22 protein-coding genes and 3 pseudogenes are annotated in these 25,321 nt (G+C 69.9%); 12 read left to right on the forward strand and 13 right to left on the reverse strand.

The window, feature by feature from the left end; genetic code table 11:
* Positions 1–90: 90 nt before the first annotated feature.
* Positions 91–699 carry a DUF6328 family protein gene (locus AB0937_RS13490; protein WP_366711586.1) on the forward strand — a complete coding sequence of 203 codons (609 nt, stop codon included), beginning with the start codon at positions 91–93 and terminating at the stop codon, positions 697–699.
* A gap of 239 nt (positions 700–938) precedes the next feature.
* On the opposite strand, the gene AB0937_RS13495 is transcribed toward AB0937_RS13490, so the two are convergent.
* The gene (locus AB0937_RS13495; protein ID WP_366711588.1) at positions 939–3,215 is read right to left on the reverse strand and encodes a catalase; all 2,277 of its coding nucleotides are present in this window, start codon (positions 3,213–3,215) and stop codon (positions 939–941) included.
* Between the two features lie 445 nt (positions 3,216–3,660).
* Between AB0937_RS13495 and AB0937_RS13500 the strand changes: the two genes are divergently transcribed.
* The gene (locus AB0937_RS13500; protein WP_366711589.1) at positions 3,661–4,848 is read left to right on the forward strand and encodes a spermidine/putrescine ABC transporter substrate-binding protein; all 1,188 of its coding nucleotides are present in this window, start codon (positions 3,661–3,663) and stop codon (positions 4,846–4,848) included.
* Between the two features lie 211 nt (positions 4,849–5,059).
* Here the strand turns inward: AB0937_RS13500 and AB0937_RS13505 are convergent, their stop codons facing one another.
* The 3 genes from AB0937_RS13505 to AB0937_RS13515 all read right to left on the reverse strand — a co-directional run bounded on the left by AB0937_RS13505 (position 5,060) and on the right by AB0937_RS13515 (position 7,807).
* Entirely contained in the window at positions 5,060–5,251 is a 192-nt protein-coding gene (locus AB0937_RS13505; protein ID WP_366711591.1) for a tetratricopeptide repeat protein, read from the reverse strand.
* Complete coding sequence (locus tag AB0937_RS13510) at positions 5,248–6,681, reverse strand: protein kinase (RefSeq protein ID WP_366711593.1); 1,434 nt, start codon at positions 6,679–6,681, stop codon at positions 5,248–5,250. Before AB0937_RS13510 ends, AB0937_RS13505 begins: the two co-directional genes overlap by 4 nt.
* A gap of 121 nt (positions 6,682–6,802) precedes the next feature.
* Positions 6,803–7,807 carry a phosphotransferase gene (locus AB0937_RS13515; protein ID WP_366711595.1) on the reverse strand — a complete coding sequence of 335 codons (1,005 nt, stop codon included), beginning with the start codon at positions 7,805–7,807 and terminating at the stop codon, positions 6,803–6,805.
* 644 nt (positions 7,808–8,451) lie between these two features.
* Here AB0937_RS13515 and AB0937_RS13520 point away from each other — a divergent pair.
* The 3 genes from AB0937_RS13520 (at position 8,452) to AB0937_RS13530 (ending at position 11,452) form a co-directional block, all read left to right on the forward strand.
* On the forward strand, positions 8,452–10,263 hold the full coding sequence (locus tag AB0937_RS13520) for a S8 family serine peptidase (protein ID WP_366711597.1): 1,812 nt from the start codon (positions 8,452–8,454) through the stop codon (positions 10,261–10,263).
* Positions 10,264–10,347: 84 nt separating this feature from the next.
* Positions 10,348–10,839 (forward strand): DUF2975 domain-containing protein, encoded by a 492-nt coding sequence (locus tag AB0937_RS13525; protein ID WP_366711598.1) that lies wholly within the window; start codon positions 10,348–10,350, stop codon positions 10,837–10,839.
* Between the two features lie 172 nt (positions 10,840–11,011).
* Positions 11,012–11,452 carry an ATP-binding protein gene (locus tag AB0937_RS13530; RefSeq protein WP_366711861.1) on the forward strand — a complete coding sequence of 147 codons (441 nt, stop codon included), beginning with the start codon at positions 11,012–11,014 and terminating at the stop codon, positions 11,450–11,452.
* Positions 11,453–11,535: 83 nt separating this feature from the next.
* Here the strand turns inward: AB0937_RS13530 and AB0937_RS13535 are convergent, their stop codons facing one another.
* Positions 11,536–12,114, reverse strand: a complete 579-nt coding sequence (locus AB0937_RS13535; protein ID WP_366711599.1) for a TetR family transcriptional regulator — start codon at positions 12,112–12,114, stop codon at positions 11,536–11,538.
* Between the two features lie 80 nt (positions 12,115–12,194).
* Between AB0937_RS13535 and AB0937_RS13540 the strand changes: the two genes are divergently transcribed.
* Positions 12,195–12,788, forward strand: a complete 594-nt coding sequence (locus AB0937_RS13540; RefSeq protein WP_366711600.1) for a dihydrofolate reductase family protein — start codon at positions 12,195–12,197, stop codon at positions 12,786–12,788.
* Between the two features lie 70 nt (positions 12,789–12,858).
* Here the strand turns inward: AB0937_RS13540 and AB0937_RS13545 are convergent, their stop codons facing one another.
* The 3 genes from AB0937_RS13545 to AB0937_RS13555 form a co-directional block, all read right to left on the reverse strand.
* On the reverse strand, positions 12,859–13,416 hold the full coding sequence (locus AB0937_RS13545; protein WP_366711602.1) for an XRE family transcriptional regulator: 558 nt from the start codon (positions 13,414–13,416) through the stop codon (positions 12,859–12,861).
* A gap of 27 nt (positions 13,417–13,443) precedes the next feature.
* Positions 13,444–15,693, reverse strand: coding sequence for a helix-turn-helix domain-containing protein (locus tag AB0937_RS13550; protein WP_366711603.1), 2,250 nt, complete (start codon positions 15,691–15,693; stop codon positions 13,444–13,446).
* Positions 15,694–15,806: 113 nt separating this feature from the next.
* On the reverse strand, positions 15,807–16,427 hold the full coding sequence (locus AB0937_RS13555) for a pyridoxamine 5'-phosphate oxidase family protein (RefSeq protein ID WP_366711605.1): 621 nt from the start codon (positions 16,425–16,427) through the stop codon (positions 15,807–15,809).
* A 335-nt stretch (positions 16,428–16,762) separates the two neighbouring features.
* Here AB0937_RS13555 and AB0937_RS13560 point away from each other — a divergent pair, with 335 nt between their 5' ends.
* Positions 16,763–17,374, forward strand: coding sequence for a TetR/AcrR family transcriptional regulator (locus AB0937_RS13560; RefSeq protein ID WP_366711606.1), 612 nt, complete (start codon positions 16,763–16,765; stop codon positions 17,372–17,374).
* A complete protein-coding gene (locus AB0937_RS13565; protein WP_366711607.1) occupies positions 17,371–17,781 on the forward strand; it encodes a DUF6069 family protein in 411 nt (136 codons plus the stop codon). The genes AB0937_RS13560 and AB0937_RS13565 overlap by 4 nt, the downstream gene beginning before the upstream one ends.
* Positions 17,782–17,847: 66 nt before the next feature.
* On the opposite strand, the gene AB0937_RS13570 is transcribed toward AB0937_RS13565, so the two are convergent.
* Complete coding sequence (locus tag AB0937_RS13570; RefSeq protein WP_366711608.1) at positions 17,848–18,264, reverse strand: ATP-binding protein; 417 nt, start codon at positions 18,262–18,264, stop codon at positions 17,848–17,850.
* A gap of 219 nt (positions 18,265–18,483) precedes the next feature.
* On the opposite strand from AB0937_RS13570, the gene AB0937_RS13575 reads away from it, so the two are divergent.
* Positions 18,484–18,849 (forward strand): STAS domain-containing protein, encoded by a 366-nt coding sequence (locus AB0937_RS13575; protein ID WP_366711609.1) that lies wholly within the window; start codon positions 18,484–18,486, stop codon positions 18,847–18,849.
* A pseudogene (locus AB0937_RS13580) lies at positions 18,850–19,169 on the forward strand (MerR family transcriptional regulator); the annotation flags it as partial.
* Between the two features lie 120 nt (positions 19,170–19,289).
* Here the strand turns inward: AB0937_RS13580 and rph are convergent.
* Positions 19,290–21,890, reverse strand: a complete 2,601-nt coding sequence (rph, locus tag AB0937_RS13585) for a rifamycin-inactivating phosphotransferase (RefSeq protein WP_366711611.1) — start codon at positions 21,888–21,890, stop codon at positions 19,290–19,292.
* A gap of 280 nt (positions 21,891–22,170) precedes the next feature.
* Between rph and AB0937_RS13590 the strand changes: the two are divergent.
* A pseudogene (locus AB0937_RS13590) lies at positions 22,171–22,659 on the forward strand (ATP-binding cassette domain-containing protein); the annotation flags it as partial.
* Positions 22,631–22,834 carry a hypothetical protein gene (locus AB0937_RS13595; RefSeq protein WP_366711613.1) on the forward strand — a complete coding sequence of 68 codons (204 nt, stop codon included), beginning with the start codon at positions 22,631–22,633 and terminating at the stop codon, positions 22,832–22,834. The pseudogene AB0937_RS13590 and the gene AB0937_RS13595, both read left to right, overlap by 29 nt.
* 260 nt (positions 22,835–23,094) lie before the next feature.
* On the opposite strand, the gene AB0937_RS13600 is transcribed toward AB0937_RS13595, so the two are convergent.
* The 3 genes and pseudogenes from AB0937_RS13600 to msrA form a co-directional block, all read right to left on the reverse strand.
* Positions 23,095–23,286 (reverse strand): hypothetical protein, encoded by a 192-nt coding sequence (locus AB0937_RS13600; RefSeq protein ID WP_366711615.1) that lies wholly within the window; start codon positions 23,284–23,286, stop codon positions 23,095–23,097.
* A 104-nt stretch (positions 23,287–23,390) separates the two neighbouring features.
* Positions 23,391–24,640: pseudogene (locus AB0937_RS13605) on the reverse strand (aldehyde dehydrogenase family protein); the annotation flags it as partial.
* A gap of 118 nt (positions 24,641–24,758) precedes the next feature.
* Positions 24,759–25,268, reverse strand: a complete 510-nt coding sequence (gene msrA / locus AB0937_RS13610; protein ID WP_366711617.1) for a peptide-methionine (S)-S-oxide reductase MsrA — start codon at positions 25,266–25,268, stop codon at positions 24,759–24,761.
* Positions 25,269–25,321: the final 53 nt, after the last annotated feature.

Raw genomic sequence — 25,321 nt, forward strand, 5'->3', positions numbered from 1 at the left:
CGCCACGGAAAGGAGCGCCTCTCCCCCACTCCACCTGCATGGAACCCCGCCAGACGGGGCAAACGGTGTCTCTGAAATGGGGAGGATGACATGGCCGTGACCGAGCAGTCCGTTGAGCCCGAAGGCCCGAACAGCACTTGCTGCCAGCGGCACGACGGCCCGCATGCGAAACCGGAGAAGGAGGCGCCCGAGACACCGCATGAACGGGTCAACAGACGCTGGAACGAGATACTGCAGGAGACACGAGTCACTCAGACTGGCGTGCAGATTCTCTTCGGTTTTCTGCTCAGTGTCGCCTTCACACCGCTTTTCAGGGAACTGGAGGCCCTGGACCGCGGCATCTACGTCGCCACCGTGGTGCTCGGTGCGGCGGCCACCGGATCGCTCATAGCGCCGGTCTCCATCCACCGCTTTCTGTCCGGTCAGCGCATGAAGGACGACGTGGTGGAGATCGCCGCCCGCTTGATGATGTGCGGCATGGTCCTCCTCGCCCTGACCATCGGCTGCACGCTCCTGCTGATACTCCGTTTCGTCGTTCCCGGTGTGCTCGCCGAAATGCTGGTCGCCGGGGTGATGCTGTGGTTCGGGCTGTGCTGGTACGCGCTGCCGCTCTGTCTTCGGCGCCGTGCCGATCGACGTTCCCGCGCAGGGGACGCCCAGCGCACCCCGGCCGCCGGGGGCGGCCCTCTCGTGCCGTGAAGTGACCGCCAGAGCAAGTACCCGTGTCCGCGCGGTCCGGGCGCACCCCATACGCCTGGTGCGACGAGCCGCCGTCACCCCTGACGAGCCGCCGTCACCCCTGACGTCGGCTCGTCAGGGTGACGGCGGTGGTGTCCGTATCCGTGTCCCCCGTCTTCCCGTGTCCTCGGTGTCCTCGGTGTCCTCCGTCTCCGCGGTCAGGCCAGTCCTGACCTGGGCGAGGTAAGCCAGAGAGGCGTTCAGGGGGTCGTCGTGAACCGATCCCATACGCGGTGTTCGGCCATGAGTTCCTGCATCCGCTCCAGTACGGGCGTGCTTTCCCGGCCGACGATCACACCTGGGGCATCCGCCGGGATGCCGAGTGCTTCCAGTGCGGCGTCGCCGCCCGCCCAGGCACCGATCGCCTTGCCGTGGCGGAACGCCTCCGACAGCAGCAGGCTCACCCTCGGATCGACGGCCCCCCGCGGACCGGTGGGCAGGGCCTTGGCATCGCGGGAACCGTGGGCGTCGCCGCCCGCCGTGGGTGTGCCGGCCAGCAGCAGCGCGTCGAACTCGATGGACCGCGCGGTCGCGAAAGTCCTCTGCACGGTCACGGCGTCGTCACCCGTGCCCAACTTGCCGCCGTTGGGCGCGATGACCAACGGCACCATTCCCGCGCCGAGAACCGCCTCACGCACCGCGCGCACACCGTCCAGGTCCCCGTCCGGGCCGGTGACGATGCCGATGAGGCGGCCGTCGGTGGGCCAGGACTGCCCGACCTGCGACAACGCGGGGCTCGGTTCGACATCGGCCGGGGGCACCGTCGGCTCGGGCGCCGGCAGGCCGAGCCCCTCGGCCACACCGGCGCACAACTCGGCGTCGATGTTGGCCAGCACCTGCAGTGCCCGCTCCTTGACGGCCTGCTCGTAGCACTTGCCCAACTCGAAGGTGTAGGCGCCGATGATGTGCTCGCGCTCCACCGCGCTCATGCTGAGCCAGAACCGGCGCGGCTGGCTGAAGTGGTCGGAGAACGACTCGGGGGCCTCCCGGACCTTCGTCGCCTCCGGCACCCGTACCGGTGTCTCGATGTACGCACCGGTGTTCGCCCCGGCGAGGAACGGGCAGCCGCCGTCGAGGGAGTTGGGCCGGTACGGTGCGACGCCCCGGTGCACGGCGTCCTGGTGGTAGCCGTCCCGCAGCATGTCGTTGACCGGCGAGTGCGGCCGGTTGATGGGGATCTGCGAGAAGTTCGGACCGGCCAGGCGTGTGATCTGGGTGTCCAGATAGGAGAACAGCCGTCCGGCGAGCAGCGGGTCGTCGGTGATGTCGATGCCGGGCACGAGGTGACCGACGTGGAAGGCCACCTGCTCCGTCTCGGCGAAGTAGTTCGACGGGTTGCGGTTCAGGGTCAGCAGCCCGATCGGCTGAACGGGGGCCAGCTCCTCGGGAACGAGATTCGTCGCGTCGAGCAGGTCGATACCCTCGAAGGTCTGGTCCGGGGTGTCGGGGAAGGTCTGGATGCCGAGCTCCCACTCCGGGTAGGCACCCGCCTCGATGGCGTCGGCGAGGTCGCGGCGGTGGAAGTCGGGGTCGACACCGCCTGCGATCTGCGCCTCCTCCCACACCAGGGAGTGCACACCGAGCTTCGGCTTCCAGTGGAACTTCACCAGCGTCGTGGAGCCGTCGGCCGCCACCAGGCGGAAGGTGTGGACGCCGAAGCCCTCCATCATGCGGTACGAACGCGGGATGCCCCGGTCGGACATGTTCCACAGGGTGTGGTGGGTGGCCTCGGTGTGCAGGGTGACGAAGTCCCAGAAGGTGTCGTGCGCGCTCTGGGCCTGCGGGATCTCCCGGTCCGGGTGCGGCTTGCCGGCGTGAATGACGTCCGGGAACTTGATCGCGTCCTGGATGAAGAAGACCGGCATGTTGTTGCCGACGAGGTCGAAGACGCCCTCCTCGGTGTAGAACTTCGTCGCGAACCCGCGCGTGTCCCGCACCGTGTCGGCGGAGCCCCGGGATCCCAGCACCGTGGAGAAGCGGACGAACACCGGCGTCTGCGCGCCCGCCGCCAGGAACGCCGCCTTCGACACGGCGGACGCCGTGCCGTAACTCTTGAAGACGCCGTGCGCCGCCGCGCCGCGGGCGTGCACCACCCGCTCCGGGATGCGCTCATGGTCGAAGTGCATCACCTTCTCGCGCAGGTGGTGGTCCTGCAACAGCACCGGCCCGCGCGGGCCTGCCTTCAGCGAGTGGTCGGTGTCGTACAGCCGGGTGCCCTGGGCGTCCGTGAGGTAGGCGCCCGACTGGGCCACTCGCGCCTGGGCCACGCCGGTCGCCTGCCCGGTGGGCGACATGGTGTCGGGCCCGCTCTGGTCCGGTTTCGGCGGCAGGGGCTCGCACTGCTCCGTCGGTTCCGCGACGCTCGGGGACTGTGGCGCCGGCTTGCCGGGAACCCCCTCATCCGGTCCCGCGCCCGCGCCCTGGATGGCTTCGCTGACCTTGTCTGCCGCCCTCTTGAGGGGATTGGGCTGGCTCATCGCTATCGTTCCTCTGCTTCAGCCGGCCATGGCCGGCACGGCCACGTAGATCGGATGCTCCGAGTTCCGGCGCCGGGTACCCGGCTGCGCCGGGCGAATCCCTGGTCATGCTGACGGCGCGACCGCCGCCAAGCTCTCACGTCGCTGATCCCCGCGCACCCGGTCCCTGTCAGGGGGGTGAGGGCGGTGCCGTGTCGTCGACGGGCCCGGTGATTCGGCGTCCCGCCGGTCACACCCGCTCGCGCACCACACCACGAAGATGCACCACCTGACGGCGAGGCCGATCCGTCTTTGCCACGGCACGGCGTGCGAGTGCGGCGGGCCCCGCGCAGAAGGAAGCCGGGCGATGGTGTGGCCGGGGACCGACAAGGTGTCCGGTCGCCTTGCCCGGCCTCTCGACGCGGTGTCAATTGTCCGGCCGCGGCTGACGCGGCATGCTGCCTCCATGCCCCTCAAGACGATCCCTCCGCTCTCCCGCCGTACGCTGCTGCGAGCGCTGGGTTCCGGCGCGGTGCTCGGCGGACTCGCCGGGTGTGGTGTGCCGGCCGCGTATGTACGTCCGGGCGACCGCGCCGCCACCGATCTGTCCTCCACCGACCAGCGGCTGAACTGGGCGAACTGGCCGCTGTACATCGACACCGACGACGAACGCCCTTCGCGGCGGCCCACTCTGGAGGCCTTCGAGAAGCGCACGGGGATCGAGGTCGAGTACGTCGAGGAGATCAACGACAACGACGAGTTCTTCGGCAAGATCAGCCCGGCGCTGATGAACCATCAGTCCACCGGCCGCGATCTGATCGTGATCAGTGACTGGATGTGCGCGCGGTTCGTGCGACTGGGCTGGGTGCAGGAGATGGGCCGGGACCGGCAGCCGAACGTCACCCGGTACCTCGACCCGCAGTTGCGGTCGCCCGCGTTCGACCCCGGCCGCAAGTACACGGTGCCGTGGCAGTCCGGCATCACCGGAATCGCCTACAACCGGCGTCGGATCGGCCGGGAGATACGGCAGGTGTCGGATCTGTGGGCGAGCGACCTGAAGGGCCGGGTCACGCTGCTGTCCGGTCTGGACGAGGCCTTCGCACTGCTGATGCAGGGCAACGGCGTCGACATCACCCGATGGACGGCCGACGACTTCCACACCGTCTGTGACCAGGTGGAGAAGCAGGTGAAGAGGGGACAGATCCGGCGCTTCACGGGCAACGATTACATCAAGGACTTGTCCAGTGGTGACGTCCTGGCCTGCCAGGCGTACTCGGGGGACGTGATCCAGCTCCAGGCCGACGATCCGGACATCGAGTTCGTCGTCCCCGAGGAAGGCGCGGAGCTGTGGGCGGAGTCGCTGATGATTCCCAACCTCGCCCGCCACAGGGCGAATGCGGAGCGGCTCATCGACTACTACTACGATCCCGAAGTCGCCGCCGAGCTGGCCGCCTGGGTCAACTACGTGTGCCCGGTCCCAGCCGCCCAGGACGTCCTGGCCTCCGCCAAGGACGAGGAGAGCGCCGCCCTCGCGGAGAACTCGTTGATCTTCCCCGACGAGGAGATGCGCAGCCGGCTCGCCGTCGCACGGGACATCGACTCGGAGGAGCGCGTGGAGTTCGGCAGGCGGTGGAATCGGATCGCGGGATTGTGAGGGCGGCGGCGGTGAGCCGGGCGGGGGGTGAAGGGGCGGCCTTCGACCGCCGTACCCGGGTCGGCTGTGCGGCGTCGACGCATCGTGAGTGAGCAACGGTGAGCGTCGCCGCCACGGCGCTCGTCGTCGACGACCATCCACACAGGACGCCGATCCGGCGACGTTCCTCGGCGTTGAGCCGAACACGTACCGACGCCTGAAGCTCTCATGGTCAATGGCGCCGGGCTGCCACCAAGCTGGCTGCGACGAGTCTGGTGTGCTGGTCGTCAGGGCCGAACACCCGAATGCAATCGGCCAGGAGACGCTCGTACAACTCGACGGCCCTGCCCCGATCGCCCGCTATGGCATGCGCGTTGGCCAGGTTGTCGTACGAACAAGACTTCGCCCAAGCCGCTCTACTCACTTGGAAGGTGCCGCGTTCTTGCCCTTCTGGTTCTTTCGCGCGTGACCTGGCGGGTGGGCCTGGGTCTTTGCCTTGTTCTTCGTGGCCGTCTTCACAGCGGTGCGCTCCAGATCGGCCTGAGAGGCGGGATGGGGGCTGTGCTCTGAGCTGTCAGAGGGGGAATGCGCGGTCCGGATGGGGGCGGGATCGCTCAGCGGCTGGTCTGAGGCGGAACGGGAACGCGTAGGTGGCGTCGTCGATGCAGAGGGCGTGTCGTCGCTGTGATCGGCGGTGCCCCGCTGTGTGGAAGGGGCGACCGCATCAGGGGCGGACGGGGCCGCCTCGTCCGTCGCGTCCTTGTGTGAGAAACCGTTGGCGGCCACCAGGCCGGAGGCCAGAACCGCGGCCAGTGCGGCCGCTGCTCCGCGCGTTCGGACGCGGGCGCGTGTCGGGGCGGACCGCGCGATCCCCTCCGGGCGTCCCGTCGTGGCGCTCGGGCTGCCGGGCTCTTTCCCGGCGAACGGCACAGCCCGGTGCGTGTTGTCGGTGCCGGCCGTTGCGGGATCGCGAGGAACGATGCTGAGCGCGGGCCGGGCGCCGGGGTCGGCGGAGCTTGCCGGGCTCGTCGCGGGCAGGCGCGTCAGAGCCCGGGCGCAGTCGTACGCCGTGGGGCGAAGCTGTTCCTCCAGGCTGGTCATGTCCCGCAGGAGAGTGGCGAAGCCGTCGGGCAGGGAGTCCGGGAGGGTGGGCCGGCGGTGCAGGCGCGCGATGGCGGCCTCCAGGGGGCCGCCGTCGTACTCGAGTCGGCCGGTGACGCTTTCGAGGAGGACCAAGCCGAGGGCGTAGATGTCGGCGGGCGTGCCGACGGGCCTGCCCAGCACCTGCTCCGGGGACAGGTAGGCGGCCGTGCCGGTAAGGGTGTCGGCGGCGGTGTGGGTGGTCGCACCCAGCAGCCGGGAGATGCCGAAGTCCGTCAGATGGGGCCGTCCGGAGGCGTCCAGGATGATGTTGGACGGTTTGACATCCCGATGGACGATCCCCTCCTCATGGGCGTGGGCCAGCGCCTCGGCCAGTGCCGCGCCGAGTCCGGCGGCAGCCTCCCACGACAAGGGGCCTTCGGCGATGCGGGCTTTCAGGGTACGACCGTCGATCAGTTGCATGACCAGGAAGGCTTCGCCGTCATGACGTCCCGCGTCGAAGGCGGTCACCAGTCCCGGGTGCTGCAGGCGGGCCAGGATCACCGCCTCACTGCGGAATGCCTCCTCGGTGTCGAAGCCGGTGCCGGGGCGGAACACCTTCACAGCGACCGGTCGGCGCAGCCGCAGGTCGAACCCGCGGTACACGTCAGCCGCACCACCGGAACCGATCAGCGCATCCAGACGGTAGCGGCCCGCCAGAATCCGGGCACAGCCTCGAAGGGCCCGGATTCCCCGTACCTCGCGCAAACCCATCGATCTCCCCACTCCACACACTCACGCCGCTCGGAGACCCGTCGTCGACGGGCCGCCGAACGCAGGTACCCATTCAGCCGCACCTTGCACAACGCTCGGCGCGAACCGCAGCACCCTGCCCTCACGGCGTCTGCACCACCGAGACCAGCGCCAGCGCCTCGTTGCGGTGATGCTCGGCGATTGCGCGCATGGATGCCCGGTCGGGGAAGTCCCCCTCGAGCAGCCGGAGCGGTCCTGCTGTCAGTGACAGTCGCTGGACGAGCGTATAGAGCGCGAGCCTCTCCTCGTCGAGCCCCTGCACCACCAACCGTCGGTGTACACCTTCGGGGTGACGGAGCCGCAGGAAGACGTGCTCCCACTCGACGTCGAAGTACATCAGGTCCTCGATGTCGATCAGAACAGGATGACCGGCAGGGTCCACCAGTACGTGGTCCAGTCCCAGCTCACCATGGACGACGGAGTACTCGGCACGCGGCCGCACCGCTGCGGTGAGTGCGAGGAGCCGTTCCTCCAGCAGGTCGCGGGCGTTCGCGATCCTCGCGTCGCGCGCAGCCGCCTCGGCCAGGCAGTGCAGCCCGAAGTCGAGGGCGGCCGTCTCGCACGACGTCCCACGCGACACCCCGCCCCCATCGATCAGGCCCACCTTCCCGAAGGACGGATGCCGGTGTCGTCCCATCGCCGTCAACGCTTCGGCGAGGCGCGCCATGGCCGGTTCCGCAGCGCGCGGATCGCGGTTGAGCAGGTCCAGCAGGTTCTCGCCGGGGAAGTCCTCCAGGATCACGAGGTCGGCCGGACAATGAGTGTGATCGCTGTCGATCAGGTGGACCTCGGGGACCCGCAGGCCCAGCGAGTCCAGCCGCGCGTGAGCGGCCTCGAACAGGGCGAGACCTACCCCCGGCGAGAGGGGGTTGGTGAGGTCGTCGTCGCCCTCGGCCGTCGGCCAGTAGTTCTCCGATTCCGCCCAGAGGTAGGCGATGACGGTCGTGGCGTCGTCCATCGTCAGGCGGTAGACGCCCTTCCTGCTGCCGCCCGCGAGCCGCTCGACCGTCTCGAGCCGCCGCCCGCCGCCCAGCGCGCCCCGTGCCACCTCCGCCAGATCGTCTCGCGTCACCGTTCGGGGTGCCATGCCTCGACCCGCCTTTCCACTCGACAACTGGCGCACCCTATGCGGGCCACCACTCGCTGCCGAGCGATTTTCCGGAGCCGGGTGCTCTGGCGGATCAGGCCCAACCACCCCGGCAGGGGCGTGGAAGGGAGATGCTCAGCCGGTCCTTGCTCCGGGATCGCCGACCGGTGCGCCCGCCGCGCCGCACGGCCCCGTGGGGGGGGAGCCCCACCGGTCGGGTCCGCTCGAACGGAAAGCCCCGACCGGACGGGGGGGATCACGGTCGGGGCGGTCTCGATGTGGGTGCGGATGGCGGTCGCCTCTCGGCGAAAGGCTCCACAGGGCTTCAGCCGAACGATCGTCCCTGTGGGCGAATGGTGAGGCCCGGGGACACTGTCCCATCCGCACCCACGGTTCGTTCAACGGGCAACCAATGGTGGTTGTTCCCCGGCCTGGCTCGCGTGTGCGGTGATCCGCGCCACTCCCCCATGCCATCCGGCCGCGAAGGGCGAATCCGGAGCCGAGTCACCTACTTGTGCGCTCACGGCGATCTGTGCGCCACAGGCCCTTCCCTTGTCATGCACTCATCTGAAATCTTGCGTCGACCCATTTCAGCCCACGGCCCGGCCGGCGCCACCCACTGCCCCGGGCCTTCGGAGGATGCTGTGACAACCCCCCGCATATCCCAGCACCGTCTCAGACGGTCGCTGCTCTCCCTCGCCGCCGCCGGAGCGGCTCTCGCGCTCGCCACGCCCGCCGGCGCGGCCGATGTGGACACCGGCCTTCCGCCGGGGCCGGCCGCGGCGCGCTCCGTCACGCTCGCCGAGAGCGCCGCCGGATGGGCGGCCGGCACCCGCTCTTACCTCGTCATCGCCGCCCCCGGCGACACCACGGCCGTACGCAACGCCGTGGCTTCCAACGGCGGTTCGGTGTTCGCGCACTACGACGCGATCGGCGTGGTGGTCGCACACTCCGCGTCGGCCGGGTTCGCCACCGCGATGCGCTCCGTCGCAGGCGTGCAGAAGGTGGGGGCCACCCGCACCTCGGACGTCCCCGCGGACGCCTACTCCCCCACCCTGCCGAGCGCTCCTCCGCAGTCGGCCACGACGCTCACCGAGACCGCGCGGTGGGACATGACCAGGATCAACGCCGACAAGGCCTGGGCCGTCAGCACCGGATCGGCGTCCGTCACCGTGGGCGTTCTCGACACCGGCGTGGATGACCGGCACCAGGACATCGCGCCCAACTTCGACGCGGCCGACTCCGTCTCCTGCGCCTACGGCAAGGCCGACGCCCGCGCCGGCGCCTGGCGTGACGTCGGCAGCCACGGCACACATGTGGCGGGTACGATCGCCGCCGCGAAGAACGGCAAGGGTGTGGTCGGTGTCGCGCCGGGAGTGAAGATCGCCTCCGTGCGCATCGCCGAACCGAGCAGCAGCATGTTCTTCGCCGAGAACACCATCTGCGGGTTCATGTGGGCCGGCGACCACGGCTTCGACGTCACCAACAACAGCTATTACACCGACCCGTGGATGTTCAACTGCCCCGACGACCCGGACCAGGCGGCCATCATCGAGGGTGTGCGCCGGGCGCAGGAGTACGCGGAGGGCAAGGGCTCGCTGCAGGTCGCGGCCGCTGGCAACTCCAACTACGACCTGTCGGACAAGCGCACCGACAACTCCAGCCCGAACGACTCCACCCCTGTCAACCGCACGATCACCAACGCCTGTGTCGACATCCCGACGGAGCTGCCGGGCGTCGTGACCGTCGCGGCGATGGGCAACGGGAACATCAAGGCGTCGTACTCCAACTTCGGCCGGGACGTCATCGATGTGGCGGCCCCGGGCGGCGACGGAGCCTACGGCGTCTACTCCACTCTCCCCGGTGGCAAGTACGGGAACATGAACGGTACGTCGATGGCCTCGCCGCATGTGGCCGGCGTCGCCGCGCTGCTGAAGAGTGCCGATCCTGCCGCCACCCCCGCTGAACTCCGCGCGCGGCTGGGCACCCAGGCCACGGACATCGCCTGCCCGTCCGACAGCCGCTGCACCGGCACCACCGCGAAGAACGCCTTCTTCGGGGAGGGCCAGGTCGACGCGCTGAAGGCCATCGGTGGCACCCCGCCGCAGCCCGGGCGGTACTTCGAGAACACCACCGACGTCACCGTCGCCGACAACGCCACGGTGGAGTCACAGATCTCCGTGACCGGCGTGGCGGGCAACGCCCCGGCGGCGTTGAAGGCCGGTGTGGACGTCAAGCACACCTACCGCGGCGACCTGGTGCTGTCGCTCGTCGCCCCCGACGGATCGGTCTATCCCCTGGAGGACTTCGCCGACGGCGACAGTGCGGACGACGTGGTGAAGACGTACACGGTCGACGCCTCGTCCGAGACCGCGTCCGGGACGTGGAAGCTCCGCGTCCGCGACATCGCGACGCAGGACACCGGGCGGATCGACGCCTGGAACCTCACCTTCTAGCAACGCCCGCCGCCCCATCGCCCACCTTGCGCAACCTATCGACATTCGATAGTTTCCCATCGTAAGTCGATTGAGGGATGGGCCATGGGGAAGCTGACACTGTGCGCGCTGCGCGCCGTGCTCGTGGTGTTGCTCGTCGGCACCGTGCTCGTACAGGCGTCGATGGTGTGGGCGCTGGTCAGCGGGAACGACCCGGAGGACGGGTCGCTCCCGCTGACCCCGCTGCGTGTGATCACGATCCTGGGCCTGGCGTCGGCCCAGGCCGCCCTGGTCTGCGTATGGCGCCTGGTGACGATGGTGCGGCGCAGGACGGTGTTCTCCCGCGCCGCCTTCCGGTACGTGGACGTCGTGATCGGCGCGATCGTGCTGGCGGCCCTCGTCTGGTTCGCGGTCACGATTCTCAACGCGCCGGGCCAGCGGGCCGACCCGGGCGTCACGGTCATCATGGGCGGGATCGGCCTGGCCATCCTGGGGGTCGCGCTCATCGTGCTCGTCCTGCGGATGCTGCTCGCCCAGGCCGTCGCGCGCGACGTGGAGGCCTCGCGGATGCAGGCCGAGCTGGACGAGGTGATCTGATGCCGATCAAACGTCGGCGTCGAGGTGACGTCCCCGGAGAGGATCTCCGTCGTCGGCCGGTCAGCGGCATGAGCTGACACTTCGCGGGTATGCGTGGCCCGTGTCGTACGAATACTCGAAGAACCCGGCGGACTCCACGGACCAGGAAGCGGAAGGCAACGGCCGCCATCCGGTGTCCACCGGCGTCGCTCCCGCCTCCGCCGCGTTCGACGACGACACCGGGATCGCCGAGGCCCGGGACCTCGCCCGGACCTTCTTGACCCGGGTGCAGTCCGAGCACGGACTGCCGGTGTCCGGCCGGGCCATGGGCATGGTGCAGCTCGTCGTCAGCGAGCTGGTCACCAATGCCCGCAAGTACGCTCCCGGCCCCTGCCTGCTGACCCTGGACATGGTGGGCGGGGCCGTGCGGATCAGCGTGTGGGACAGCGGTACCGAGCTGCCGACGATCCTTGCCCCCGATCCCGGGCGGATCGGGCAGCACGGCCTCGAGATCGTGGCAGCGGTCTGCGTCGGCTTCGCCATCCACCGTGAGCCGGTCGGAAAGCGCGTCACCGCCGATGTCATGCTCGCCGACGACCCCGGCGGGTCCGCGGCCGGCCGCCAGATGCTGTAGGACCACCGCGAACCGCCCGGGCCGACGGAGCGCACCCGGACCCTCGGAAGTGGCGACCTGCCGCCGCGCCGCGGACGCGCCACCTACCCGGTCGCCACGATGCGCTCCACGGCGGCCGTCACCAGCGCCTCACGCTCCGCCTCCGTGAAGACGTCCGGCAGGGTGAGCTGCTCGACGATCAGCCAGTTCAGCGTCAGCATCAGCAGCTTGACGGCCGTGGCGTCGCCGGGGAGGCCGGAGGCCTCGTGATAGGCGACGTTGGCGTCGACGTCGGCCCGGACCCGTTCGGTGAGGACCTTGCGCAGTTCGGGGCGACGAGTGGCCTCGAGACGCAGTTCCAGCAGCGCCAGGTAACCGGTGCGGAAGGCGGCGATGCGGCCGACCAGCTCGCGCATCAGTCCTACGTAGGTCTCCCGGTCACGACCGGCCTCCCGCTGCCGGGCGATCGTCTCCTCGTCGGGCTGGAGCCGCTCGTAGACCCGGGCGCCGGCCTGGGTGAACAGGTCGTTGCGACTGGCGAAGTAGTTGGACGCCGTACCGACGGGGACGGCGGCTTCGGCATCCACGGCCCGGAAGGTCAGGCCGCGCGCACCCTCTCGGGCCAGCACCTCGATCGCCGCGTCGACGAGAGCCGCGCGCCGCTGGTCGTTCCGCCTCACCATTGACACCACTCCATGTGTAGTACTACGTTCAAACCACTTCAATCAGAGTACTACATGTAGCGCTACCAGGGGAGATCACCGTGCGAAAGCTCGTCTACTACATCGGTGTCACGCTCGACGGCCGCATCGCGGGCCCCGGCGGCGAGTTCGACTTCTTCCCGCAGGGCGACGACCAGCAGGCCGCCGCCTATTCGACCTGGGTGAACGCGCTGTACCCGGAGACCGTCCCGACTGCCTACCGCGCGGCCGTGGGCTTGGCTCAGGCTCCCAACCGGCGCTTCGACACGGTGGTCATGGGCCTAGGCACGTACCGACTCTCCCTCGACAACGGGATCACCAGCCCCTATGCGCACCTGCGCCAGTACGTCGTGTCGAGCACTCTCAAGCCGGACACCGCCCCGGCCGTCACCGTCGTGGCGGGCGACCCGCTCGGCCTCGTCCGCGAGCTGAAGGGTGAGAGCGGTGCGGGCCAGGACATCTGGCTGTGCGGAGGAGGCCGGCTCGCGGGCACCCTGCTGCCTGAGATCGACGAGCTGCTGATCAAGACCTATCCGGTCGTCGCCGGGAGCGGAATCCCGGTCGTCGAGGGCGATTTCGACCCCACCGTCCTCGATGTCGCGGAGCGCACCGCGTTCCCCAACGGGATCACCCTCACCCGCCTCACCCGCCGCTAGCTCACACCCCCTGCACAGACGGGTGGGGACCGGCACGGTCACTCACGCTCCACGGCTGGGCCGGCCGGCTTCAGTAGTCGAGGTCGATGTAGTCGATGTCGTTGATGGCGACGTCCGAGAGGCCGGGCGCGCGGGTTCCGCCGTCCTGGAAATAGGTCTCCCTGAATCCGTCGGCGATGATCTGACGCAGTTGCCGGTCGTCGGCTCCTGCTTCACGGGCGTCGAACAACTGCTGCGCGTACGCCGGGGAGAGGTGCACGGTGAGGCGGCGGAAGCGGCCGTCGTCGGTGGTGCCGATCGGCGCCGTGTAGCCGAAGCGTGCTCGCGTCTCCACCGTGATCCCGCCCCTGGAGGCGGCCTCCTTGCGTCGGCGTCTGCGGACCTGGGGCTGCCACCGGGACCGGACGGCGGCCTCGATCCGCTGCTGGATGTCCTCCGGCGGGCGCTTGCGCTCACCGGTGCGGTAGCGCTCCACCGATCGCTGGCTCACCCTCAGCTCGGCTGCGACGGCCCGGGTCGTCTTCAGCTGCCTCAGCAGGAAGTTGATCCGGCCCTTGAGGGTCTTCGGTGGAGTGCGGGTGAAGGCCTCCTGGTCGGCGCGCTCGATGGCGTCGTCGATTTCTCCCACGGCGTGCGTTCCTCTCGCAGGTCGGCCCTACTCGCCTTCGTCCAGGACGGCGTCGCCGCCCTTGACGTGGCGGGCGGGGTTCAGGCCCTTCTCCATCAGGTCGACCGCCCAGAGCATCTCCTGGACGCCTTCGGGCTTCGCCAGGCCCGGCGAGGGACCGAGGCGGAAGCCGCCGGGCTGCGCCTTGCCGGAGGCCGCGTAGGGGAGGAAGTCCAGCGGCGAGGGGCCGGGGCTCGGGTAGACGACGCAGTCCGACAGCACCGCGAGCGGGTACCGGCCCGTCAGCTTGGCCATGTTCAGCAGCTTGCGGTGCATGTTGACCCGCGCCTTGGAGATGACGGCCGCGCGGATGTCCGGGCGCCAGGTGGGCCGTTCCAGAGCCGGCCAGCGTTCCCCCTGCTTGTAGTGGCGTCCCTGGGGGCGCTCACGGAGCTTGCCGATACCGCCCTTGACCGTGGCCTTGATCGCGGCGAGGACGGCGGCCAGGGCGGGGTCGGCGTCCTTGTGCCGCTCCATCGCCACGAGGAACTGACGGTCGTCCAGTTCGCGGGTGACGCCGAGGTCGGCGAGGGTGTCGAGGTAGGCGCTCTTGAGCCGGTCGTGCCACGGGTCCAGGTACGCGCCCGTGTCACGGCGCAGGTAGGCCTCCAGCGGCTGCACGTTGTAGCCCAGTTCCTGGGCGTAGGCGACCGTGTGGGTCTGGTACCAGGCGGGGCCGGACGGCCGTACACCGGTCGGCGTGAAGGGGCTGGGCAGGCGCGGGTCCAGTTCCACGTGGCTCAGATCGACGAGCCAGGAGCCGGGGATCTTCGGATTGAACCGGGGGCCGACGAAATGGTCCGGGCCCGACAGTCCGACCGTGAGCCGGGCGGCCGCCGCGAGGAACGCGGTGTTCAGGTCCAGACCGACCGCGTAGGGCAGATGGCACTCCTCGTCGCTCAGCAGGTCCACCTCGCGCACCCACTGGTAGGCCTCCTCGTCGAGGAAGCCCCCGCTCCAGCCGGAGTCGACGACCACGGGATGCTCCGGGGTGGCCTCGGGCGGCGCCGGGTCCACCGGTTCCGTCCCGAGCGAACCGGGGTTGTGACCGGGCACCCAGTTGCCCGTGGTCTCGTCCCGGACCGCGCGGGTGGGCGGACGCAGCGCCGTCATCAACTCCAGGCCCGACACGGCCGTACTGCCGCGGGGGGTGATGACGCGCCGGGCGTAGACGCCGAGCACCCGGGCGATGTCGGCAGGTTGCATCTCCGCCACACCAGGCCAGGACCGCTCGTCCAGGGCGTCCCACGACAGGACCGCCAACTGCACGCACTGCCGCCGGCCTTCCCGAGCCTTGCGGTAGATCCGGGCCCAGGGACCGAAGCCACGCTGTGTCAGCTGCCACCCCGCCTTCAGCACCTGCACGACGACCGGGTGATCACCGGGCAGGCGCAACGAACGACGCTGCTCGTGCCCTTCCAAGCGCTCGGGCAGTCCCAGCCGCACCGCGGCAGCCGGAGTCAACACCACCAGCGGGTCGGCGTCCTTGCCGTTGCGGTGCAGGCGCGGCGCACCGAGGCCGGACTCGCGCAGCGTCCACTCCGCCAGCTGCGGCACGGAGGTGGCGGGGCAGTCGAGAACGATGCCGTCGACGCCGTACGCCGAGCCGTCGCCGTCCAGCACGGCCAGCGGTCCGTGGGGGTAACGCGGGTCCGCGGCGGGCGCTGCGGTCGTCTTCGCGCCGGGCCGTCGCGATGAGGTCACCGGGCGACGGGCCGGGCGTGCGGATGCGGTCGGCTCTTGCGGCGATGCGAGGGCCGTCCGGGCCGCCGGGGGCTTGGTGGACTGCGCGGCCACCTGCGGAGGAGGCTCCTGGTGGGCGTCGGCGGAGGTTTCGGCGGGGACAGGGGCCGAGGCATGGGCAGGCGTCGGAACCGGGACCGGCGTCGACGGTGTTGGGGTGGGGGCGCTGTGAGCGGGGCCGGCCTGGACGGGCGCGCCGTGCACGGGCGCATCGTGAGCCAGGCTGCCGTGAACGGCTGCGCCGTGGGCGGGGTACCGCGCCGCCCAGCCCTTCAGCAGCCGCTGGTACGCCTCCAGGCGTGGCGACTTCGGCTCCGACCTGCCGTTCTCGTAGTTCTTCACCGTCTGCGTGGAAGTCTTCAGCGCGAGCGCGAGACGCGCCTGGGTGATGCCGGCGGCCTCCCGCAACCGGGCCCGCTCCGCGGGTGGGGGGAGCTGCGGCTCCTCCTCCAGCAGCGCGTCCACGGACGCGAACAGCTCTTCCTCGGAGGCCACGTCGATCTCCTTCAGCGCTTCCCGGGTCCCTGCGGACCTTAGCCCAGAATTTATCCCACTCCTTTAACCCTGTCGGATGGCGGGGTGTCGGCGGAGCCCGATCGGCGCGTGCATCACCGCACCGTCTGGTTGCGCTTCGCTTCCGCGGCCTTGAAGTAATCGCCGCCCTTGCGCTTGACGTCGTCCGTGCCCCAGGCCTGCTCCACGACCGCGGCGGTGGTGCCGTCTTCGTCGGCGTGCGGCCGCAACGGTGCCTTGAGCAGCCTCGGTATGTGCTTCGAGCAGTGGATGTAAGCCTCTTCGACCTCGACTTCGACCCACATCTGGGGGCGGCGCCCGGGCAGCGGATCGACGGGCAGGCCGGGATGGCTGCGGCGCATCGTGTCGTCGGGGACCAGGCGGGCACGGCCGTTGACGTGCAGGCCGATACGGTCCTCGGAGAAGTCGATCATCAGCAGGCCGACGTTCGGATTCTCCCGGATGTTGCCGAGGGAGGCCATGACGCCGTTCCCCCGGTACTCGGGGTATGCGAGGGTCGCGTCGTCGAGGACGTGGAGAAAGCCGGGCGGACCGGCCCGGAACGTGCTGTCGCACTGGCCCTGCGCGTCCGACGTGGCGAGAAAGAACATCTCCTGACGGGCGACGAACTCCCTCATTCTGGGGTTGAGCCGGTCCAGCACCTGCTCGTCGTAGAAGCGATCAGCGCGGCCGGTGGTGCCCAACTCGCGCTGCATCTGGTGCTCTCCGTGGCTTCCGGGCCGGTCCGCCCGCTCATCCTGGTGCAACGGTCCTCCTGCAAGGCGCGTCAACGCCCGTGTCCGAGTCCTGCTCCGGTGGTCTCTCGGCGCAACTGACTCTGCCGATCCCCGCGGAGGCCGAATAGCGCCAGCCGGCCACGCACACGAGGGTAGAGCAGGCTCGTGAACACTCCGGCACGCCCCCACCGTCGGCGAGGTGGTTCGGCATTCCGGCGTCTGGACGGACGCGTTGCGGCAGTGGCGCGGGACGGACGGGCGAGTGAGTACTCACTCATTGACGGAGTGAGTACTCACTCCGTAGTCTCGGAGTCATGACAGCCCCCAAGGAGAACCAGACCACTCGCCGCCGCGCTCCCGGGATGTCGCCGGAACAGCGCCGCGAAATGATCATCCAGACCGCCATCCCGCTGATCGCCGAGTACGGCGCGGCCGTGACGACCGCGAAGATCGCCCGCGCCGCGGGCATCGGCGAGGGAACGATCTTCCGGGTCTTCGCCGACAAGGACGAGTTGCTGCAGGCATGCGTGGCCGAGGCGCTCTCCCCCGACCACGCGGTCCGGGAACTCGACGCGATCGACCCGTCCCAGCCGCTGCCCGAACGGCTCGCAGAGGCAGCCGAGGCACTGCAGGCCCACATGTCCAGGATGGGAGCGATCCTCGGCTCACTGGGGCATCGCGGAGGCAAGCACCCCGGCACCGTGCGCGGCGCGGGCCGCGAGGAGTCGACGGCCCGTATCCGCGCGGCTCTCGTCGAGCTGCTGGAGCCCGACAAGGCCGCGCTGCGCAGGCCGCCGGAGCAGATCGCGGCCCTGTTCTTCGGGCTGCTGTTCACCCAGCCACGTACCGACGACGAACCCGATCTGACCCCCCTGGAGCTGGCGGACGTCTTCCTGCACGGGGCGCTCTCGGCAGGTGCCGCGTGAGCGTACGGAAGAGACGCCTTGGGGTTGCGGCCCTGGGAGTCCTGGTCCCTGTCCTGGTGTGGCTGGTCGCGGACCCGCTGCTGGGGCACCCGTTACGGATCGTCGACGGCGCGCGGACGCTCGACATCGGCGCCGGCCCCGTAGCGGTCGTCGCACTGCTCGTGTCCCTCTCCGGCTGGGGCCTGCTGGCAGCCCTGGAGCGGTTCGGGGTCCGGCACGCCCGCCCCATCTGGACCGCGGTGGCCTGCGCCGTACTGGCCCTGTCCTTCCTGCCGTTCACCGGCGACGGCATGGACGGCGGCACCCGGGCATCCCTCGCCCTCATGCATCTGGCGGTGGCGGCGGTACTGATCCCGGGGTACGGCGGCAGGACCTGCTGTGCGGCAGCCGTTACCGCCGGGGCGTGACCCGCCGGAAGCCGTTACGCCCGTGGTCCAAGGCTGCGGCCCGGTGGACAGTCCGGTGGGCCGGGATCACGCCCCGCGGGACGCGCCGGGGCCGTCGGTCAGGGAGATGCTGGCGGTGATGCGTTTGCCCACCGGCTCCCGCTGCACCACGAAGTCCTCGACCACGGCCTTCACGATCTCCAAGCCGTGCTGGCCGATCCTGCTCGGGTCGGCGTCCCGGGGTGCGGGGACCGTCGGGTCGCTGTCCCACACGGAGATCTCCACGGTGCGGGCGGTGACCCGCAGTTCCAGCAGGACGGGCCCGGGAGCGTACTTGCGGGTGTTGGTGACCAGCTCGCTGACCACCAGCTGCGTGAGTTCCCTCGCCCGGGCGGAGACGGGAAGGTGCTGCTCGTCACTCGCCCGGTCGAGGAAGGCGACGGCGTGGTGGCGGGCGTCCGCAATGCAGCTCGCGTCTTCGCCCAGGGCGTACCCGACACGCATGAGATGGTCGTCCGGCGTTGTACAGCCGTCACCGTCGGCATCAGATTTCACTGGCCTCGCCCTCACTCCCCGTTCACGCGCGCCGGTACCCGTTTCGCCGCCCCGCATGCACGGAGGTGTTGTTCGGCACACCCGCACGGGTGCATGTGGCCGGGTCCGTGGGGCAGAATCAGTCGCGCGCATTGTGATCGGGTAAGCCTAAGCACAGATGAGGAGACGGTGTCCCCACTTGAGGAAGCAGACCGGCCGGGCCGGCTGCACGCCGAACACCGCATCGCCGGAGGTATCCGTGTCGTGACGTTGCGGGGCGAGATCGACCATGACGTCCGGGACGTGCTCAGCGAGGCCCTGCGGGTCGAGGACGAGGCGGTCCCGCCGCGGATAGTGGCCGACCTCAGCGGTGTCACCTTCATGGACTCCAGCGGCATCAACGTCTTCGTCGCCGCCCACCAGCAGGTGAGCGACGCGGACGGGTGGGTGCGCATCGCCGGCGCTCAGGAGTCGGTCCTCCGCGTCCTGCAACTGGTCGGCGTCGACACACTCATCTCCTGCCACCCCACCACGGAGCAGGCCCTGATCGCCTGATTCACCTCCGATCGCGGGATCGTGGCGCCTACGGACCGCAGCCCGGCCGGCTACCGCCTTTACGGCCATGACGCCGTCCCGCGCTTGCACCTCGTGGGGACCCTGCGGGCCCTGGGGGTGGACCTGCCCACGATCCGCAGGGTCGTGGGCAGGGAGCTCTCGCTTCCCGAGGTCGCCGCGACGCACGCCGAAGCCCTGGCCGTGCAGATCCGCGTCCTGCGCCTGCGGCATGCGGTGCTGAGCTGACGGCGGTGGCCGAGCGCTGGTTCACTACCGAGGAGACGGATCTCCTGCACCAGCTGGCCCGGCTCTCCGAGGAGGGGCAAGCGGGAATGCTGGTCGGCAGCGGACGGGTAGCCGGAGTTCGTGAAAGGGAACCGACTCCCGGCAGCCGCCGACCGGCAGCTACGGATGTGCCTTCCCGTTGGGTGGTGGTGCTGTCAGGAAAGGATCTCGACGTACCCGTCGCTGCCGTGCACCCGGATCCGCTGCCCGTCCCGGATGAGGCGGGTGGCCCGGTCGACCCCCACGACAGCCGGCAGGCCGTACTCGCGTGCGACCACCGCACCATGGGTCATCAGGCCACCCACCTCCGTGACCAGACCCGCGATGCCGACGAACAAGGGTGACCAACTGGGGTCCGTGTAGGCCGTGACCAGGATGTCGCCCGCCTCCAGATCGGCGTGCGCCATGTCGAGGATGACGCGGGCCCGGCCCTCGATCGTCCCGCTCGACACCGGCAGACCCACCAGGGCACCGTGCGGCACGTCTGCACGCCGGTACGCCCCGTTGACGGTTTCGCCCTCGGACGTGAGCACCCGGGGCGGTGTGAGCGCGTGGTACGTCAGGAACTCGTCCTTACGCCGACGGATGAGCCCGTCGTCCACGTGGTGCGAGCGGACGACGTCCTGGAGTTCATGGAACGTCAGGTAGAAGATGTCCTCCTTCTCGGCGAGCACTCCGGCCCGCACGAGACGGCCGGCCTCCTCCAGCAAGGCCCGCTTGTAGACGAAGTAGCGGCTGATGATGCCGTACTTCGGGTACTCGCGGTAGCCGATGAAGGTGCGGACCCGGTCGATCATCCGCTTGGTCTCGGCGGCCTTGGTCTCCCCGTCGGGCAGGGCCCGCAGGCGGGACAGCACGTCGTGTTCCTTCTGCCGTGCCTCCTGGCGGCCCTGCTCGAACCGGCGTGCGGCGGCGCCCGGTTCAAAGTTTCTGACGTTGTCCAGGATGGCCGGCACCAGCGTGCCGGGACGCTCGCTCCACCGCGGCCTCGTGATGTCGATCTCCCCGGCGCAGCGCATGCCGTAGCGGTCGAGGTAGATCTCGATGGCGTCGCGCGCTTCGGTGCCGCCCGCCAGCTTCGGCAGCTCGTCGAGGAAACCGTCATCGGCGGCGGCGTTCTGCAGGAACGCCACGACCTCCGGATGGGGGCGGATCACGTCCGCGACGTCGAGCAGCGCCAGTCCCATCTCGGACGTGACGTTGTCGGGCGCGGACAACGTGAGGGTGTCAGCCGCGTTCTTCTCCCCCAGCCATTCCTGCAGCTTGTCGTTGAGCCACCAGGTGGCCTCCATGCCCGCCATGATCGCCTGGATGCTCAGCGGATCGCTGAGCACCTTCTTGTGCTCCTCGAAGGCCTCCCACAGGAAGTCGAACAGGTCCGGACCGGTCTTCGTCGCGATGTCGCGCCGCAGGGCGGCGAGGGACGTCCGGCTGCGCTCGATCAGCCCGGTGACGATGGCCGGATCGGTCTCGATGGGGGTGGGCGCACCACCGGCCCGCGCTCCGGCGGGAGCCGGGTCCGGGAGCGAGGGGACGAAGCCGTCGCGCGCGAGGACGGTTTCCAGCGCGTCCCGGGTCAGGGGATCACCTCTGCCCACGAGGTCCAGGAGTCCGGTACGGCTCGCCGGCGAGGACAGGGCCCGGGTGGCGTCGACGAACAGCCTTCCGCCGGCGTCGGTCATCGGCGCCATGGCCGTCAGCTTCCAGACGGAGAGTCCCAGGGGCTTCATGGGGTCGGTCATCATCTGCTGATGGCCGACGGAGACGTAGACGTGGTTGTCCTCGTCGTCGGTCTCGGGGACGGGGTAGAGCGTCGTGATCGGCCGGCTCTGCACGACCTGGAACCCGTCGTCGCCGAGGCACCATTCGATGTCCTGCGGACGGCCGAAGTGTTCTTCGATCCGCCGCCCGAGCCGCACGAGCTGCACGACCTGCGCATCCGTGAGCGCGGGTTGCCGCTGCTGCCGCGCTTCCACGGCCACCTGCTGCGTGCCGCCGTCCGGCAGGGCGTGAACGGCGCGCCGCTTGGCGGCGATCGTCCTCTCGACGACCTCGCCGTGGCGCACCTTGTAGACATCCGGGTTCACCAGGCCGGAGACCAGGGCCTCGCCGAGGCCGAAGCCCGCGTCGACGGTGGCGACCTTGCGGTTGCCCGTGACCGGGTCGGCCGTGAACAGGACGCCGGCCGCGTGCGGGAAGACCATCTTCTGCACGACCACGGCCATGTCGACCGTACGGTGGTCGATGTCGTTGCGCTGACGGTAGGTCACCGCCCGCTCGGTGAAGAGCGAGGCCCAGCACCGGCTGACATGCCTGAGGATCGCCGCCGGGCCGACGACGTTGAGGTAGGTGTCCTGCTGGCCGGCGAAGGAGGCGGTCGGCAGGTCCTCCGCCGTGGCGCTGGACCGGACGGCGCAGGCGGCTTGTTCGCCCAGCCGGGAGTGCGCCCCGGTGATCGCCGCGGCCAGGTCGTCGGGGATGGCGATCGCCTCGATGGTCCGGCGAAGCCGCTCGGCGAACGTGCGAGCCGACTCCCGGTCGTCGGGGTCCGAGCGCGCCAGCTGATCCAGCAGACCCTCGATCGACGGCGATTCCTTCATGATCCGCCGGAAGGCCTCTGTCGTCACGCAGAAGCCTCCCGGCACGCCGATGCCGTCGATCCGCGTGAGGGCGCCCAGATGGGCGCCCTTGCCGCCGACTACCGCGAGCTGCGTCTGGTCGACCTCATGGAGGTCCAGCACGTACCGCTCGGTCATCGCGATACCTCCGGTTCTGTCGACTTCCTGGACGAGCACGTCCCCATGTCCGACACACGCACCTCGTGTCCCCGTTTCCGCAGGTTGTGGCTTCGGCCGACGATTGTGTGGCAGGACCGGGGCCTTGCCGCAAGCCCCCCTGTGCGCTATAACTTGGGAGAGGCAAGGAGAGATCTCCTTGCCCTTTGTGCTTTTTGGGACCGCTCCTGCTGTTGTGACCGCTCTTGCCGTGCGGCTCCCGTTGAAGCGGCTGTCACGCTGCACATGACCTTGACCTGGCCTCACGTCCGGCCGTACGGGCCTGTTCGCCCCGAACGGTGCCGGCAAGAGCACGCTGCTCAAGCTGATCGCCGGTGAACTCAAGCTCCGTACCGGCTCGTTGTCGGTCCAGGGGGCACTGGGCCACCTCCCGCAGCGCCTTCGCCTGACCGGCGGGCTCACCGTCGCCGAGGTTCTCGGCGTCGCCGCTGTGATCCGCGCCCTGGACGCCGTCGAGTCCGGGGACGTCAGCGAGGAGCACTTCACCGCCATCGGCGACGACTGGGACATCGAGGAGCGCACCCGCGCCCAGCTCGACCGGCTCGGCCTGGCGGGCCTTCCCCTGGACCGCAGCCTGAGCACGCTCAGCGGCGGGCAGATCGTCTCGCTCGGTCTCGCCGCCCAGTTGCTCAAGCGTCCCGACGTACTGCTGCTCGACGAGCCGACCAGCAACCTCGATCTGGAGGCCCGCCACCAGCTCCATGACGTGCTTTCGGACTTCAACGGCTGTCCCGACCGACAATCTCGATCTGGTCAGTGCCGGCCGGCTGGAGAACGCGCTCAACGCCTACCAGGGCGCCTTCCTGGTGCTCAGCCACGACGAGAGTTCCTCGCCGATCGGGGTGAACCGCCGGCTGCGCCTGGCGGACGGCACGCTCACGGAGGCGGGAGCCCCCGAGGTGTGAGCCATCGGCACGTGCGACGGCCCGCGCAGGAGGCCCTGGGCTCCAACGGCCCCGGGGCGGTCGTGGTCACCAGCCACGACCGCTGGCTGCGCCGGCGGTGGCGGGGCCGCGAGCTGCGCCGGGAACCGGACCGTGCGCGGAGCGCGACGACGGGGGCTGAACCGTGGAGACGGGCGAGCTCTGTGCAGGTGCACCGGCTGAGGCGGTGACGCATTCCGCATCACGGGCACCCATCGCCTGAAGCCCTGAGCGGGCCGGGCCTACAGACCGAGGTCGAGCGCGAGGCAGGAGTAGTACTTCCACGAGCTTTCGGGGCCAAAGGCCTGCACCCCGCCGCCCGGCCTGGCCTCCACCTCTTCGGCCATGTCAGCGAAGCGGATGCGGTCGGGAAGCTTTCCGTACCGCGCCCGCCGTGCCGCCGCGGCGGCGTCCGTCGCCAGATCCCTGTCCATGACCGGTCTCCCCTTCGCGCATCACGCTGCCATCCTGGACGAGCATCAGCCTGCACCTTGCCGCGTCACCAGTCAAGACGGTGACGGCAACTTCTCCGAACGGGTCAGACGGTGATCGTCTTGTACTCGGTGTAGGTGCGGAGGCCCACCGCGCCGTACTCGCGCCCGATGCCGCTGGCCTTGGAGCCGCCGAAGGGGCCGTAGAAGCCGAGTGGGGCGTCGTTGACCGTGACGGTGCCGGCGCGGACATGGCGGGCGACCGCCAGGGCGCGGGCCTCGTCGGAGGACCAGACGCCGACGGAGAGGCCGTACTCGGAGTCGTTGGCGATGCGGACGGCGCCGCATTCGTCGTCGTAGGCGATGACGACCAGGACCGGGCCGAAGATCTCCTCCCGCGCGATGCGCATGGAGTTGTCGACATCGGCGAAGACCGTGGGCGTGACGTAATTGCCCTTCTCCAGACCCTCGGGGATCTGCGGGTCGCCGGTGACCAGGCGCCCTCCTCGATGCCGAGCCGGATGCAGGCACGCACCCGCTCCTGCTGGTCGGGGCGGATCATCGGGCCGATGAAGGTGTCGGGTGCGGCGGGGTCGCCCACCTTCAGCGACTCGACCAGCTCTTTCAGCGCGGTCACGACGTCCTCGTAACGGCCGCGCGGGGCGAGGACGCGGGTCTGGGGGATGCACGACTCGCCGTTGTTGAGCAGGGAGCCGAACTTCAGGCCCGGGACCGCCTTCTCGACACCCGCGTCCGGCAGGATGACAGCGGCGGACTTGCCCCCCAACTTCATGCTGACGCGCTTGAGTTGCTCACCGGCGATCGAGGCGATGCGGCGTCCGGCCCGCGTCGAGCCGGTGAAAGCGATCTTGTCGACCTCCCGGTGGGACACAAGGTACTCGCTGGTCTCCCGACCCACGGGAAGAACGCTGATCACACCCTCGGGCAGGGTCCAGCCGCTCCAGCAGCTCGACGAGGAAGCCCATGCTGAGCGAGTTCTCCCGGGACACCTTGAGGACGGCGGATCGGAGGGCTCCAGGGTCTCCTCCCAGCCGAACTCCTCCGCCGCCTTCAGATAGGCGTTGGCCTGCCGGGTCAGGCCGGCCTGACCGGCCCGGGTGAACCACCCGGCCGAGCCGCTCTCCAGCGAGATCAGGTGCGCGATCCGTTCCGCGCTCTCCTCGCGCAGCGCATTGAACCGCCGCAGGGCGGAGATCCGCTCCCCGGGCGCGGCCGTACGCCAGGCACCCGCCTCGAACGAGGCCCGCGCCGCCGCGACCGCGCGGTCCACGTCGGCCGGCTGAGCCTGGGCCGCCCGCCCGATCACCGACTGGTCGTGCGGTGAGGCGAGGTCGAGGCAACATTAAATGCCACACCAATGTAGTGCTTACAGCTCCCCGTGCCGCGCGCCGGTGCCATGAACGACGAATGGCCGGGAAGGGCGACGCCCTTCCCGGCCACGCCGCCGCGCGGAACTAACCGCGCCTGGGCAGCCGCCAGTTCGGGCGCGGGAAGTGGCAGGTGTAGCCCTCCGGGTAGCGCTGGAGGTAGTCCTGGTGCTCCGGCTCGGCCTCCCAGAACGCGCCGGCGGGCACGACCTCGGTCACGACCGGGCCCGGCCACAGGCCGGAGGCCTCGACGTCTGCGATGGTGTCCAGGGCGACGCGCTGCTGCTCGTCGTCGAGGTAGAAGATGGCGGAGCGATAGCTCGCACCGATGTCGTTGCCCTGCCGGCCCCGGGTCGTCGGGTCGTGGATCTGGAAGAAGTACTCCAGGATCGCGCGGTAGTCGGTGGCGGTCGGATCGAACACGATCTCGATCGACTCCGCATGCCTGCCGTGGTCGCGGTAGGTGGGATGGGGCTTGTCGTTGTCGCCGCTGTAGCCGACCCGCGTGCGGATCACTCCGGGGAGCGAGCGGATCAGCTCCTGCATGCCCCAGAAGCAGCCGCCCGCCAGCAGCGCCCTCTCCTCGACGTCACTCATGGCGCATCACCTTTCCTGCCCGTATCCGTCCGCACTCGACTGCAGTAACCATC

The organism is Streptomyces sp. NPDC047880 (genome assembly GCF_040706515.1).
Lineage (GTDB): Bacteria > Actinomycetota > Actinomycetes > Streptomycetales > Streptomycetaceae > Streptomyces.